The organism is Geodermatophilus telluris (genome assembly GCF_900102745.1).
Lineage (GTDB): Bacteria > Actinomycetota > Actinomycetes > Mycobacteriales > Geodermatophilaceae > Geodermatophilus > Geodermatophilus telluris.
On sequence record NZ_FMZF01000006.1, the window covers coordinates 204,296 to 218,474 of the forward strand.

General features: G+C 74.6%; 14 protein-coding genes. 3 read left to right on the forward strand and 11 right to left on the reverse strand.

All coding sequences use genetic code 11. The features are described 5' to 3' along the window. Positions 1–52: 52 nt before the first annotated feature. The 8 genes from prcA to BLQ97_RS18900 form a co-directional block, all read right to left on the reverse strand. Positions 53–988 (reverse strand): proteasome subunit alpha, encoded by a 936-nt coding sequence (prcA, locus tag BLQ97_RS18865; protein ID WP_091367629.1) that lies wholly within the window; start codon positions 986–988, stop codon positions 53–55. Positions 989–993: 5 nt separating this feature from the next. Further along, entirely contained in the window at positions 994–1,836 is an 843-nt protein-coding gene (gene prcB / locus BLQ97_RS18870) for a proteasome subunit beta (RefSeq protein WP_091367631.1), read from the reverse strand. A 133-nt stretch (positions 1,837–1,969) separates the two neighbouring features. After that, complete coding sequence (locus tag BLQ97_RS18875) at positions 1,970–2,743, reverse strand: endonuclease VII domain-containing protein (protein WP_139173751.1); 774 nt, start codon at positions 2,741–2,743, stop codon at positions 1,970–1,972. Positions 2,744–2,764: 21 nt separating this feature from the next. Continuing rightward, on the reverse strand, positions 2,765–2,974 hold the full coding sequence (locus BLQ97_RS18880; RefSeq protein WP_091107399.1) for a ubiquitin-like protein Pup: 210 nt from the start codon (positions 2,972–2,974) through the stop codon (positions 2,765–2,767). 95 nt (positions 2,975–3,069) lie between these two features. Further along, on the reverse strand, positions 3,070–4,062 hold the full coding sequence (locus BLQ97_RS18885) for an acyl-CoA dehydrogenase family protein (protein ID WP_091367633.1): 993 nt from the start codon (positions 4,060–4,062) through the stop codon (positions 3,070–3,072). Beyond that, positions 4,063–5,568, reverse strand: a complete 1,506-nt coding sequence (gene dop / locus BLQ97_RS18890; protein ID WP_091367634.1) for a depupylase/deamidase Dop — start codon at positions 5,566–5,568, stop codon at positions 4,063–4,065. It lies immediately after the preceding gene. Between the two features lie 68 nt (positions 5,569–5,636). Next, complete coding sequence (arc, locus tag BLQ97_RS18895; protein ID WP_245692455.1) at positions 5,637–7,361, reverse strand: proteasome ATPase; 1,725 nt, start codon at positions 7,359–7,361, stop codon at positions 5,637–5,639. Between the two features lie 185 nt (positions 7,362–7,546). Then, positions 7,547–8,476, reverse strand: a complete 930-nt coding sequence (locus BLQ97_RS18900; protein ID WP_281181448.1) for a tRNA (adenine-N1)-methyltransferase — start codon at positions 8,474–8,476, stop codon at positions 7,547–7,549. 87 nt (positions 8,477–8,563) lie between these two features. Here BLQ97_RS18900 and BLQ97_RS18905 point away from each other — a divergent pair, with 87 nt between their 5' ends. Next, entirely contained in the window at positions 8,564–9,487 is a 924-nt protein-coding gene (locus tag BLQ97_RS18905; protein WP_217637270.1) for a RecB family exonuclease, read from the forward strand. A 147-nt stretch (positions 9,488–9,634) separates the two neighbouring features. On the opposite strand, the gene BLQ97_RS18910 is transcribed toward BLQ97_RS18905, so the two are convergent. Both BLQ97_RS18910 and BLQ97_RS18915 read right to left on the reverse strand, forming a co-directional pair. Next, on the reverse strand, positions 9,635–10,366 hold the full coding sequence (locus BLQ97_RS18910; protein ID WP_091367640.1) for an HAD family hydrolase: 732 nt from the start codon (positions 10,364–10,366) through the stop codon (positions 9,635–9,637). A gap of 88 nt (positions 10,367–10,454) precedes the next feature. Then, positions 10,455–10,664, reverse strand: a complete 210-nt coding sequence (locus BLQ97_RS18915) for a dodecin (protein WP_091367642.1) — start codon at positions 10,662–10,664, stop codon at positions 10,455–10,457. 50 nt (positions 10,665–10,714) lie between these two features. On the opposite strand from BLQ97_RS18915, the gene BLQ97_RS18920 reads away from it, so the two are divergent. Then, the gene (locus tag BLQ97_RS18920; protein ID WP_091367644.1) at positions 10,715–11,146 is read left to right on the forward strand and encodes a hypothetical protein; all 432 of its coding nucleotides are present in this window, start codon (positions 10,715–10,717) and stop codon (positions 11,144–11,146) included. Positions 11,147–11,209: 63 nt separating this feature from the next. Here BLQ97_RS18920 and BLQ97_RS18925 read toward each other — a convergent pair whose 3' ends face one another. Beyond that, positions 11,210–12,664, reverse strand: a complete 1,455-nt coding sequence (locus BLQ97_RS18925) for a sugar porter family MFS transporter (RefSeq protein ID WP_091367646.1) — start codon at positions 12,662–12,664, stop codon at positions 11,210–11,212. Between the two features lie 255 nt (positions 12,665–12,919). On the opposite strand from BLQ97_RS18925, the gene BLQ97_RS18930 reads away from it, so the two are divergent. Further along, positions 12,920–14,155: an aromatic acid exporter family protein gene (locus BLQ97_RS18930; RefSeq protein WP_175471819.1), complete on the forward strand. Its 1,236-nt coding sequence runs from the start codon at positions 12,920–12,922 to the stop codon at positions 14,153–14,155. Positions 14,156–14,179: the final 24 nt, after the last annotated feature.

Here is a 14,179-nt window from a genome sequence, read left to right on the forward strand (position 1 = left end):
CGAGCCTAGGCGCCGGATGCGACTCCGGCCGGTTCCCGGCGCGGCCCGCCGCTCAGGACGACCGGCCGCCGCCGTCCGCCCCGCCGTCGGTGCCGCCACCCTCGCCGTCGGCCGGTCCGGGCTGCGGGCCGGCACCCTCTCCCGAGCCCGCCGTGCCCCCCGCGGTGTCCGGTGCGGCCGGGTCGCCGAGACCGGCCGGGGTGCCCGGCTGCGGCGCGCTCGGCGTGTGCGCGTGCGTGGCGCCCTCGGCCGCCTGCTCGGCCGTGGCGTCGCCGGCCGACCGGTCGCCGAGCAGGCTGCCCAGCGCGGCGCCGACGACCCGGCGGAAGGCCCGCTTGGGCCGGCGCCGGTCGAGCACGGCGACCTCGAGCTGGGTGGCCGGCAGCAGCCCGCCGTCGCCGTTGCCCGACATCGCCGGGCTGGACGCCGACAGCGCGCGGACGCCGACCATCAGCGCGTCGCGCAGGTCCAGGCCCGCCCGGAAGTGGTCCCGCAGGTGCCCGGTGACCGCGTCGGCCTGCCCGCCCATGACGATGAAGTCCGGCTCGTCGACCACCGAGCCGTCGAAGGTCAGCCGGTAGAGCTGGTCGGCCTCCGGTGTCTCACCCACCTCGGCGACGCACAGCTCCACCTCGAAGGGCTTGGTCTGCTGGGTGAAGATCTCGCCGAGGGTCTGCGCGTAGGCGTTGGCGATGACGCGGCCGGTGACGTCGCGGCGGTTGTAGGAGTAGCCGCGGACGTCGGCCAGCCGCACGCCGGCCACCCGCAGGCTCTCGAACTCGCTGTAGCGGCCCACCGCGGCGAAGCCGATCCGGTCGTAGATCTCGCCGACCTTGTGCAGCGTGGAGCTGGGGTTCTCGGCGATGAACAGCACGCCGTCGGCGTAGGTGAGCACGGCGACGCTGCGGCCGCGGGAGATGCCCTTGCGGGCGTACTCCGAGCGGTCGCGCATCAGCTGCTCGGGCGAGGCGTAGTACGGCATGGTCATGGCGGTCAGCCCTGCCCCTCGGCGGCGGCCCGCTCGTCGGTGATGGTCCCGGCGACGGCGGCCACCTCGTCGTCGGTGAGCCGGACCGCGCCCTCGGCGTCGACCCGGTAGACGATCGGGTACAGCCGCCGCACCGGGTCCGGCCCGCCGGTGGCGGAGTCGTCGTCGGCGGCGTCGTAGAGCGCCTCGACCAGGCTGCGGGTGGCCGCGTCGCCGTCGAGGCCCGGGCGCCAGGTCTTCTTCAGCGAGTTGCGGGCGAACAGCGAGCCCGAGCCGACCGAGGAGTAGCCGCGCTCCTCGTAGTTCCCGCCGGTGACGTCGTAGCTGAAGATCCGGCCCGGGGTGGCGCCCGGCGCGGCGTCGAGGTCGTAGCCGGCGAACAGCGGGACCACCGCGAGGCCCTGCAGGGCGGCGCCGAGGTTGCCGCGGATCATCTGCGCCAGCCGGTTGGCCTTGCCGTCGAGGCTGAGGGTGAGGCCCTCGATCTTCTCGTAGTGCTCGAGCTCGACCTGGTAGAGCTTCACCATCTCGATGGCGATGCCCGCCGCGCCGGCGATGCCGATGACCGACCAGCTGTCGGCCGGGTACACCTTCTCGATGTCGCGGCTGCTGATGAGGTTGCCCATGGTGGCGCGGCGGTCGCCGCCCATGAGCACGCCGTCGGCGTAGGTGAGAGCGACGATCGTGGTGCCGTGCGGGGTGAGGTCACCGGCGTTGACCGCGGGGACCGGGCGCCTGCTGGGCAGTAGGTCGGGCGCGGCGGTGGCGAGGAAGTCGGTGAACGAGGAACCCACCCGGTCCAGGTAGGCGGGCGGGAAGCCGCTCCGGCCGGTGTGCGACTGGGTCAACCCGTCCACCTCTCCGCCCCGCTCGGGGTGCTGATCGACGTGCCGCGGGGACCCCGCGACGCCTGCCGCCGACCCTACCGGCGCGACTCGCGACCCACCCGGGACGCCGGGAGGCGGGCGCGGCCGGCCGGGATCAGTGGGGAGGAGGCCGGTCCAGGGAGGCGATCACGGCCGCGACCCGGGCGCGCACCACGTCGCGGTGGGAGCACCCGGCGGCCCGGCCCCGGACGGCGAGCCCGCCGGGGTCGCCGGACCCGCGCGGTGCCCGCAGGACCCGCTCACCTGCTTCCGGCTCGTCCGCACGGGTCGGCCCGGCGCGGTGGCCCTCCACGTACCGGGCAGCCGCGCGCAGCGTCGCAGGGTCGTCCTTGAACTGACCCAGGCCGCCGTTGCAGCCGAAGCACAGCAACTGGCGCACCCGGCCGGTGTCGTGGTCGTGGTCGATGTGTGCAGCCGGTGCCGCTCGGCAGATCGCGCACCGACCGTCCTGCGCCGCGAGCATCGCGTCGGCATCCTCGGCCGTGATCCCGTACCGGCGCTTGAGGTGGTAGGTCCGGGAGCCACCGATCTTGTCCAACGAGGCGCGACCGCGCGCGTTGTGGCACGGCCGGCAGTAGGAGTGCCGCCCGCTCTTGGTGGCTGACGTCTTGGGGAAGTCGGCGAGCGGCTTGACCGCATCGCAGTCAGGGCACCACTTGTGGCCGTCGGGGACGTGACGGTCGAGGGCGAAGCGGCGCTTGGGTGGCCCCTGGCGGCGCTCCTTCGAGGCTCGGAGACGGCGCCGGGCGTGGTCACGACAGTAGAAGGCGAGACCGTCGCGCCGGCGCCTGTCCCGGGTGAAGTCCTCTACCGGGCGGTGCGCACCGCAATCTGGGCAGAACTTTTCCCCGCCATTCTTGTCCGCCATTTTAATGGCACGACGGAATGGTCACTCCCCTCCTTTTTGCACATATGAACGAACGAATTCCTCTGCATTCTCCTCGAGGACGTCGTCGATTTCATCCAGAATGGCGTCGACGTCCTCGGACATCTCCTTGTGCCGCTCGGCGACCTCGGTGTCGACCGAGGCCTCGACCTCGTCGGTCTCCTCGCGCGTCCGCGTCGCCTTCTGCTGCCCGCCGGTGTCCCTGGTGGCCACGTGCCCTCCCCTGGTGCGCGCCGAGTGCGTGCTGCCGCCGAAACTACCCGCAGGTACCGACATCCGTCGGCCGCCGGCGCGGGGCGTACCCGCGATCAGCGCGGGGCCGACGCGGCGCCGAGGCGGTCGAGCAGCGCGGCGCGGATCGCCGGCCGGGTGCCGAAGACCAGCAGGAACAGCGCCTCCCGCAGCGTCCGCTCGGCGTCGCTGCCCGACCGCACCGCGCTGCTGCCGCTGGCCACCGCCAGCGCGCCCGCGGCCCGGTGCGCCAGCGCGGCGGCCTCGGCGCGGGCGGCGGGCAGCTCGTCGGGGCCCGCGGCGTCGAGGCGGGCGCGCACGGCGGCCAGCTCGCCGTCCAGCGGGGAGGGCCCGACCAGCCGGGTGCACCGGCGCACCAGGCCGAGGGCCAGCGAGCCGTTCACCCGCAGCGTCGCGGCGTCGGCGGCCAGCACCTCGCTGAAGGGCCGGCGCCGCACCAGGCGGTCGGCGGGCACCCGGTGGCCGGTCAGCCGCAGCTCCACCGTCGCGCTGGCCCGCACGGCGACCAGCGGCTGCGCGGCGACCGCCAGCGTCGGCCCCTCGACGGCGTCGACGAGCACGAAGGCCACGTCCGCGCCGTCGCGGGCGGCGACGAGCAGCACGTCGACCGCCCCCCAGCCGGTCACCCAGGGCACCGCGCCGTCGAGCACCAGGTCGCCGCCGTCGGCCCGCGCCGTCATCGCCGGCGGCCCGGGCCGGGTCGCCGCCTGCAGCGCCACCCCGGCGCGCCGGCGCCCGGCGCAGAGGTCGGCCAGCAGCTGCGGGTGCGTGCCCGCGGCGGCCAGCCGGGCGACGACGCCCAGGTGCTGCAGCCAGACGAACGTCGTCGCCAGGTCCCCGGCGGCGAGCTCCTCGACGACGGCGGCGACGGTGACCGCGTCGGCCCCCAGCCCGCCCGACGGGCGCGGCCCGGTCAGCCCGTAGAGCCCGGCGCCGGCCAGCGCGTCGAGGTGCCCGCGCGGCACCGCCCCGGCCGCCTCCACCGCGGCGGCCGCCGGCGCCAGCAGGGACGCGGCCAGCTCCCGGGCCGTCGCGACGGGGCCGGTCACTCAGCCGCCGGTGATCGTGTCGACCAGCTCCTGCGCGGTCGACGTCGACTCGAACAGCAGGCCGACGTGCTCGCGGGTGCCGCGCAGCGGCTCCATCGTCGGGATCCGCACCAGGTTCTCCCGGCCCAGGTCGAACACCACCGAGTCCCAGGACGCCGCGGCCACCTGCGCGGGGAAGCGGCGCAGGCACTCGCCGCGGAAGAACGCGCGGGTGTCGGCCGGCGGGCTGACCACGGCCCGGGCGACCTCCTCGTCGGTGAGCAGCCGCCGCATCGAGCCGCGCGCCACCAGCCGGTGGTAGAGCCCCTTCTCCGGGCGCACGTCGGAGTACTGCAGGTCCACCAGCTGCAGCCGCGGGTCGCCCCACTCCAGCCCGTCGCGGGAGCGGTAGCCCTCGAGCAGCCGCAGCTTGGCCGGCCAGTCCAGCCGGTCGGCCAGCCGCAGCGGGTCGGCGGCGAGGTCGTCGAGCACCTCGGCCCAGCGGCGCAGCACGTCGGCGGTCTGCTCGTCGGCCTCGCCGCCGCGGTCGACGAACCGCTGCGCCTGGTCGAGGTAGGCGCGCTGCACGTCCAGCGCGGTCATCCGGCGGCCGTCGCGCAGCCGCAGCAGGTGGGTGAGCGAGGGGTCGTGGCTGACCGCCTGCAGCGCCGCGACCGGCTCCTCGACGGCGAGGTCCTCGGTCAGCGCCCGGGCCTCGATCATCGCCAGCACCAGCGACGTCGTCCCGACCTTGAGGTAGGTGGACAGCTCGGCGAGGTTCGCGTCGCCGACGATCACGTGCAGCCGGCGGTACTCGTCGGGGTTGGCGTGCGGCTCGTCGCGGGTGTTGATGATCGGCCGCTTGAGCGTGGTCTCCAGACCCACCTCGACCTCGAAGAAGTCGGCGCGCGAGGAGATCTGGAAGCCCTTGGTGCGGCCCTCGGTGCCGATGCCGACCCGCCCGGCGCCGGCGACGACCTGCCGGGTGACGAAGAAGGGGACGAGGCCGCGGATGATGTCGATGAACGGCGTCCGCCGGTCCATCAGGTAGTTCTCGTGCGCGCCGTAGCTGGCGCCCTTGCCGTCGGTGTTGTTCTTGTACAGCTGGATGGGCTGGGTGCCGGGGATGCGGGCGGCCCGCCGGGCGGCCTCGACCATCACCCGCTCCCCCGCCTTGTCCCACAGGACGACGTCGCGCGGGTTGGTGACCTCCGGCGTCGAGTACTCCGGGTGGGCGTGGTCGACGTAGAGCCGCGCGCCGTTGGTGAGGATGACGTTGGCCATCCCGGAGTCCTCGTCGAGGTCGGTGTGGTCGAGCGCCTGGGCCGGCGAGAGGTCGAACCCGCGGGCGTCGCGCAGCGGCGACTCCTCCTCGAAGTCCCAGCGGGGGCGGCGCCGGGTGGGCGCGTCGGCCACCGCCCAGGCGTTCACCACCTGGCTGGAGAGGGTGGTCGGGTTGGCCGTGGGCTGCCCGGGGACCGAGATGCCGTACTCGACCTCGGTCCCCATCACCCGCCGAACGCTCATGCGACCGAGACTAGGCGGCGGACCGGACGCCGCCCGGGCACCCCGCGCGGGGGTGCCCGGGCGGGGTCTCAGAGGTACTGGCCGGTGTTGGTGGCCGTGTCGATGGCCCGGCCGGACTCGTTGCCCTTGCCGCTGATGAGCGTGCGGATGTAGACGATCCGCTCGCCCTTCTTGCCCGAGATCCGCGCCCAGTCGTCGGGGTTGGTCGTGTTGGGGAGGTCCTCGTTCTCCTTGAACTCGTCGACGCAGGCCTGCATCAGGTGGCCGACCCGCAGGCCCGCCGTCCCCGTCTCGAGGTTCTCCTTGATGGCCATCTTCTTGGCGCGGTCGACGATGTTCTGCAGCATGGCGCCGGAGTTGAAGTCCTTGAAGTACAGGACCTCCTTGTCACCGTTGGCGTAGGTGACCTCGAGGAAGCGGTTCTCCTCGCTCTCGGTGTACATCCGCTCGACGGTGCGCTGGATCATCCCCTGGATGGTCGCCTCGGCACTGCCGCCGTTCTCGGCGAGGTCGTCGGCGTGGATGGGCAGCGTCGGCGTCAGGTACTTGCTGAAGATGTCGCGCGCGGCCTCGGCGTCGGGCCGCTCGATCTTGATCTTCACGTCGAGCCGGCCGGGCCGCAGGATCGCGGGGTCGATCATGTCCTCGCGGTTGGAGGCGCCGATGACGATGACGTTCTCCAGGCCCTCGACGCCGTCGATCTCGCTGAGCAGCTGCGGCACGATCGTCGACTCGACGTCGGAGGACACGCCCGACCCGCGGGTGCGGAAGATCGAGTCCATCTCGTCGAAGAACACGATGACCGGCGTGCCCTCGCTGGCCTTCTCCCGGGCGCGCTGGAAGACCAGCCGGATGTGCCGCTCGGTCTCGCCGACGTACTTGTTGAGCAGCTCGGGGCCCTTGATGTTGAGGAAGTAGGACTTCGCCTGCCCCTCCCCCTTCACCGCGGAGACCTTCTTGGCCAGCGAGTTGGCCACGGCCTTGGCGATCAGCGTCTTGCCACAGCCGGGCGGGCCGTAGAGCAGGATGCCCTTGGGCGGGCGCAGCTCGTACTCGCGGAACAGGTCGGCGTGCAGGAACGGCAGCTCCACGGCGTCGCGGATCTGCTCGATCTGCCGGGACAGCCCGCCGATGTCGGAGTAGTCGATGTCGGGGACCTCCTCGAGGACGAGCTCCTCGACCTCGCTCTTGGGGATCCGCTCGTACACGTAGCCCGACCGCGTCTCCAGCAGCAGCGAGTCGCCCACCCGCAGCGGCTGGTCGGTGAGCGAGTCGGCCAGGAAGACGACCCGCTCCTCGTCGGTGTGGCCGATGACCAGGGCGCGCGGGGTGAGGCCGTCGACCGGCTCGAGCAGCTCCTTGAGCATGACGACGTCGCCCTGCTTCTCGAAGCCGCGCGCCTCGACGACGTTCATCGCCTCGTTGAGCATGACCTCCTGGCCGGGGCGCAACTGCTCGCCCTCGACGGCCGGGGAGACCGACACCCGCAGCTTGCGGCCGCCGGTGAAGACGTCGACGGTGCCGTCGTCGAAGCGGGTCAGGAAGACGCCGTAGCCCGACGGCGGCTGCCCGAGCCGGTCGACCTCCTCCTTGAGGGTGACCAGCTGCTCGCGGGCGTCGCGCAGGGTGCCGGCCAGCTTGTCGTTGCGCTCGGAGAGGAAGGCCGCGCGGCCCTCCGCCTCGGCGATCCGCTCCTCGAGGGCGCGCACCTGCCGGGGGCTGTCGGCCACCTTGCGGCGCAGGAGACCGATCTCCTCCTCGAGGTAGGAGATCTGGGCGAGCAGCGCGGACACGTCTCGTTCGCGCCGCGCCCGGAACTCGTCGGGACCACTTCCAAGGCCGGAGCCCATCGCGCACCTCCGCAGATCGGCGGGAGCCAGGAGGCAAATCTATACACGGCGGCCGACACCCCGCCGGGGGCTCGCGCAGACCGTGACGCGCTCGTCACGCCGCCGTGACGGGAGTCCCCGGCCCTCGCTCAGTGCTTCTGCGCGCGGCGCTGCCGGGCGGGGGCGACGACGCCCTCGGCCAGCCGCCGGGCGGTGACCAGGAACGCGGTGTGGGCCACCATCCGGTGCTCGGGGCGCACCGCCAGGCCCACGGCGTGCCACGGGCGGACCAGCGACTCCCAGGCGTACGGCTCGGTCCAGCAGCCCTGCGCGCGCAGCGCCTCGACGTAGGTGGACAGCTGGGTGACGGTGGCGACGTAGCCGACCAGCACGCCGCCGGGGCGCAGCGCCGCGGCCACGGTGGGCAGCACCGCCCAGGGCTCGAGCATGTCGAGCACCACCCGGTCGACGACCTCCTCGGCGGGGTGGTCGGCGAGGTCGCCGAGGCGCAGGTCCCAGGTGGCGGGGACGCCGCCGCCGAAGAAGGCGGCGACGTTGCCGCGGGCGACGTCGGCGAAGTCCTCGCGGCGCTCGTAGCTGGTGACCCGGCCGTGCTCGCCGACGGCGCGCAGCAGCGAGCAGGTCAGCGCACCGGACCCGGCGCCGGCCTCGAGCACCCGCATGCCCGGGCCGATGTCGCCGTTGCCGACGATCTGGGCGGCGTCCTTGGGGTAGATGACCTGCGCGCCGCGGGGCATGGACAGCACGAAGTCGGCCAGCAGGGGCCGGAACGCCAGGTAGCCGGTGTTGGCGGTGGAGTGCACGACCGACCCCTCGGGGGCGCCGATGAGGTCGTCGTGGGCGATGGCGCCGCGGTGGGTGTGGAACTGCCTGCCCGGCTCCAGGACGACGGTGTGCAGCCGGCCCTTGGGGTCGGTGAGCTGCACCCGGTCGCCGGCGACGAAGGCGCCGGGCACCGGAACGGCCGCCGTCGGCCGCTCCTCCCCCGCCGGCAGGGGCTCCGCGGCCGGCGCCGGCTCGGGCTGGGGTGCGTCGGTCGGCTCGGGCTGCGGGTCCACGGGCGGCCAGCCTAGGTGAGAGCGGTCCGCGGGCTCCCCGGCGCGGGTGCCGCGGAACTGTCGGTGGCCCGGCCTAGCCTCGGGAGCGTGACTGCAGTGTTCTCCTCCGACACCGCGGCCGACGGCGGGCAGGCGGCCGCGCCCGCTCTCGAACGGGTGCCGCGGCGGCCGTCGCTGTCGCCCAGCCGCGCGGCGGACTTCAAGACCTGCCCGCTGCTCTACCGGTTCCGCACGATCGACCGGCTGCCGGAGAGGAAGAGCGCCGCGGCGGTGCGCGGCACGCTGGTGCACGCCGTCCTCGAGCGGCTCTACGACCTGCCCGCCGCCGAGCGCACCGTCGACGCCGCGCGCGGCCTGGTGACCCCGGCGTGGGAGGAGCTGAGCGCCGACCCGGAGGTCGCCGCGCTGTTCACCGCCGGCGAGGAGGGCGCCGAGCCGCCGTCGCTGGAGACGTGGCTGGCCTCGGCCGGCAAGCTGGTGGAGACCTACTTCACGCTGGAGGACCCGACCCGCATCCAGCCCGAGGGCCGCGAGGAGCTGGTCGAGGTCACCCTGCCCGACGGGCTGCTGCTGCGCGGGTACGTCGACCGGCTCGACGTCGCCCGCAACGGCGCGCTGCGGGTGGTCGACTACAAGACCGGCTCGATGCCGCGGGAGGCCTTCGAGTCCAAGGCGCTGTTCCAGATGAAGTTCTACGCGCTGGTGCTGTGGCGCACCCGCGGCGTGGTGGCCAGCCAGCTCAAGCTCATCTACCTCGGCGACGGCGACGCGCTGACCTACGCCCCCGACGAGGGCGAGCTGGTGCGCTTCGAGCGGACGCTGCTGGCCATCTGGGCGGCGATCGAGCGGGCGGTGTCCACCGGCGACTTCCGGCCCAACCGCACCCGGCTGTGCGACTGGTGCGACCACCAGGCGCTGTGCCCCTCCTTCGGCGGCACTCCCCCGCCGTTCCCCGCGGAGGCCGCCGCCGCGGCCGGCTGGCCGACGCTGCCGGTCGTCGAGCGCGACTGACACCTCTCCCGCGCCGGGCGGTACCGCCACTCCTCACCGTTCCGCGCGCGGTGCTGCGTCCCCGTTCGGGTGCGGCTCAGTTGGGGATAACGGAAGGGTCCGCCCCACGGCGGTGCACCGGCCGGTGCCGGGAGGCCGGGCCGGCCGTCAGTGGCGGCTGGCGGCGGGCTCGCGGGCGGCGCGGACACCGGCGAGGACGCCGGTGAGGTCGGCGAGGCCGACGCCGGCGAGGGTGTCCCGCAGCACCAGCCCGGGCGCGGGGCTCAGCGGCTGCAGCGACGGGACGCCGAGCACCGCGCAGCCCGCCGCGAGGCCGGCGGCCACCCCGGCGGCGGAGTCCTCCACGACCACGCAGCGGGCCGGGTCGACACCGAGCGCCGCCGCGGCCTGCCGGTAGGGCGCCGGGTCGGGCTTGCGGGCGGGCACCTCGTCGCCGCAGACGGTGAGGTCGAACGGCGGGACGTCGGGGAAGGCCCGCTCCAGCTGGGCGAGCACGAGGTCGGCGAGCCGGCGCGGCGTCGTCGTCACCAGGGCCGTGGGGACGGCGGCGGCGCGCACCTCGGCGATCAGCTCGCGCGCGCCCGGCCGCCAGTGCAGGTCGCTGGCCAGCAGCCCGGCGACGGTGTCCTCGACCCAGGCGGCGTCGGCCCGCCACCGGTCCTCGCGGTCGAGGCCCAGGTCGGCGTGCAGGACCTGCATGGAGTGGCGCATCGAGGTGCCCACGGTGGCCTCCCGGCCGGCCGCGCTCAGCTCACCGCCGAGCCGGCGGGCGAGGGCGAACAGCGCCGTCCCCCAGTGCTCCTCGGTCTCCACGAGGGTGCCGTCCATGTCGAACAGGACAGCGGCGGGATCGGTCCGGCGGTCGGGGGTGGTGGTCACTGGTCGTCTTCCGTGCAGACAGCAGGGGCGGTGCGGCCCGCGCCGGCCGACCCGCCCAGTGTCCCACCCCCGGCCGCGGGGGCGCGGATCAGTCCTCGACGCGGAAGCCGATCTTCAGCGTCACCTGGAAGTACGCGACGTCGCCGTCGGCGACCTGGCCGCGGACCTCCTGGACCTCGAACCACTCCAGGTTGCGGACCGTCTCGGCGGCCTTGCGGACGGCGGTGCGGATGGCGTCGTCCACGCTCGTCGGGCTGCTGCCCACGATCTCGCTGAGCCGGTACACGTGGTTGCTCACAGCGCTCTCCTCTCCGGCCGGGGACGGTCGGTGCGCCTAGCATCGTCGCGGTGCCCGATCGCTCGCACGCCCAGGTCGTCCTCGGCCAGCAGGTCTACCCCGTCCTCGAGCAGTGCCGGAAGCCCGAGGTGCTGTGGGCCAAGCTCGCCACGGGCAACTACGACTGGCTCGGCGTCCGCCGCAACGGCCGGTACGTGCTGGGCCGGCCCCGGCTGTCCGCCGTCGTCCCGGAGGAGCCCGGCCCGCTGCCGGACGACGCGCGCGAGCCGCACCGCATCGAGTCGCTGGCACCGCTGCAGCGGGTGCCGCGGTGGGAGGCCTACCCGACGGCCGAGGAGGCCCGCGACACCTTCGGCCGGCTGGTGCAGGGCGACCCGATCACCCCGCTGCGCACCTCCGGGGTGTGGCGGGCGCGGCTGGTCGTCGACGGCCGGCCGGTCGAGGAGCGGCTGGTCGTCCGCCCGCTGCCCCGGCTGGTCTGACCCGGACACGGCGGTGCCCGCCACCCCGGACAGCGGGGTGACGGGCACCGTCGGGCGGGGTGGTCAGCCGCCGTGGACGCCGACCGGGGCCTCGCGGACCTCGGCCGGGGAGTGGGTCCGGAAGTCGTCCTCGAGCTCCTCGAGCGAGCGGCCCCGGGTCTCCGGCGCGAACTTCTTGACGAAGGTGAGCGAGCCGACGTTGACCAGCGCGAACAGCCCGAAGGTCAGCGTCGCGCCGAGGGACGCCACCAGCGGCGGGAAGGCGAAGGAGATGGCCGCGTTCACCGTCCACAGCACGAAGACGGCGATGCCCATGGCGAACCCGCGGATGGTCATCGGGAAGATCTCCGACAGCAGCAGCCACACCAGCGTGCCGATGAACGTCTGCACGAAGAAGACGACGAACAGCATGGCGGCGAGGATCAGGTAGCTGCGGAAGCCCGACTCCGGCAGCAGGAACGACAGCGCCAGCACCGCGTGCCCGGCGGCCACCCCGGTGAACCCGGTGAGCAGCAGCGGCCGCCGGTTGATGCGGCCGATGAGGACGATGCCGAGGATCGTGCCGATGATGCCGACGACGCCGACGGTGATGGTGAGGATGAGCGACGCGCTGGCCCCGAGGCCGGTCGACTCGAGGATGGTCGGCGCGTAGTAGTTCACCGTGTTGATGCCGGTGGCCTGCTGCACCGTGGCCAGCCCGCAGCCGATCCAGAGGATCCGGCGCATCCACGGGAAGGCCCGCAGGTCGCGCATCGCCGCGCCCTTGTCCTCGGTGACGTCGCGCTGGGCGTGCTGGGCGATGACGTTGTACTCCTCGGCGGCCTCGGCCGGGTCCCGGCTGAGGCTCAGCACCCGCCGGGTGTCCTCCAGCCGGCCGCGCACGGCGTACCAGCGCGGCGAGTCGGGCAGGAAGAACATGCCGACGAACAGCGCGACCGCGGGGACGGTGGCCACCGCGAGCATCCAGCGCCACACGTGCGGGTCCTTGATGAGGGCGTCGAGCAGGGCGTTCATCGCGAAGGCGAGGAACTGGCCGGTGACGATCATCAGCTCGTTGATGGTGACCATCCGGCCGCGCCGGTCGGCGGGGGCCATCTCGGCCAGGTACAGCGGGCAGGTGGCGGCTGCGGCCCCGACGCCGAAACCGAGCAGGATGCGGCCACCGGTCATGACGCCGACGTTGGGCGCCACCGCGCAGATCAGCGCGCCGACGAGGAACAGCCCGGCGCACACGAGCAGGCTGCCCTTGCGGCCGAGGGCGTCGGCGAGCTTGCCGCCGAGCAGCGCGCCGAACGCCGCGCCGGGGAACAGCAGCGAGCTGACGACGACGGCCTCGCTGAACGTGGTGAGGGCGAGGTCCTCCTTCATGTAGAGGAGGGCACCGGAGATGACCCCGGTGTCGTAGCCGAACAGCAGACCGCCGAGCGTGGAGATCACCGTCAGCTTGACGAGGAACCGGTTGTGCGCCGGCGAGCGCTGCGCGCCGGTGGACGTCCCGGAGGAGGAGTGGATCGACATGGCCGCTCTTTCGGGGGTGGAGGGCGTCGTGGCCCCGGGTGGGAGGTGCGGACGGGTCGGGCAGGTGGGGAGTCAGTGGGCCGGCGCGGCGGCGGGGTCCCGGCCCCGGGGCCGGCCGCACGGGGCCCGGCGCCGGGCCGCGCGCGGCCGGCGGGCCGGGACCGGACGGTCGGGTGGGGCGCAGGGGACGGCGGTGGCGCGTCCCCACCGGCGAGCCGGGTGCCGGGGCCGCGGGCCATCGCGGAGGATGGCGCCGTGGCTCCCTGGCGTCGGAGCGGGCGCGGGCCCGTCCCGGAACTCGTCGCGGGCGCCGTGCACCTCGTGCGCCGGCGCGCCCGCTCCGCGGCGTTCCGCGCACTCCGGCTGACCGGGGCGACCGTGGCCGCCTACGTCGTCGCCCAGCTCGTCGGGCTGCACGACCCGCCACCGCTGATCGCCGCGCTCACCGCGCTGCTGGTCGTGCAGGCCACGCTCACCAGCACGCTGGTCAACGGGGTGCAGCGGGTGCTCAGCGTGGTGGCGGGCGTCGCCCTGGCGGTGGGGTTCGTCGCCGTCGTGGGCCTCACCTGGTGGAGCCTCGGAGCGCTGGTCGCGGCCGCGATCGTCGTCGGCCAGCTCTTGCGGCTGGGACCGCACCTGGTCGAGGTGCCGATCAGCGCGATGCTGGTGCTCGGGGTCGGCGCCTCCGGAGCCGAGTCCTACGGCGGCGACCGGGTGCTGGAGACGCTCCTGGGCGCGGCCGTCGGCATGCTCGTCAACGTGGCGTTCCCACCGGCCGTGCGGACCCGGCACGCGATCCGGTCCGTCGAGCGGTTCGCCGGGGAGATCGCCGCGCTCCTCGACGACGCCGCGGGCACGCTCCTGGCCGGCCCGGTGTCCCCGGAGCAGTCCGCGCGCTGGCTGCAGGACGCCCGCCGGCTCAACCGGCACGTCCCCCGCCTGGACCGGGCGCTCGCCCACGCCGAGGAGAGCCGCCGGCTCAACGTGCGCGCCCTGCGCTCGCCCTGGGCGCCCAGCGGCGTGCGCGCCGGGCTGGACGCGCTGGAGTACACCTCGGTGTCGCTGCGGACGCTGTTCCGCGCGGTGGACGACGCCACCCGCGAGCGCACCGGGATCGGCGAGGACGCCGGGTACGCCGACACCGTCCGGCGCACCACGGCCAGCCTGCTCGAGCGCATGGGCACCGTCGTGCAGGAGTTCGGCCGGGCGCTCACGGCGGGGCCCGGGGACGCCCGGCGCGCCGCGGAGGAGCGGCTGGCGTCCGCCCTCACGGCCCTGGCCAGCGGCCGGGCACTGGTGGCGGACCTGCTCATCGGCGACCCGCGCAGCCGCACGGGGCTGTGGGAGCTGAACTCCGCGCTGCTCACCACCGTCGACCGCATGCTCGACGAGCTGGGTCCCGGGCCGGCCGGCGCCGCCGAGGCGCTGCCGGCCCCCCGCGCCGCGCTGCTCGCCCCGCACCGGCTGCGGCTGGGCCGCCGCCCGTCCTGAGGCCGGCCGTCCCCCGGCGGCGGG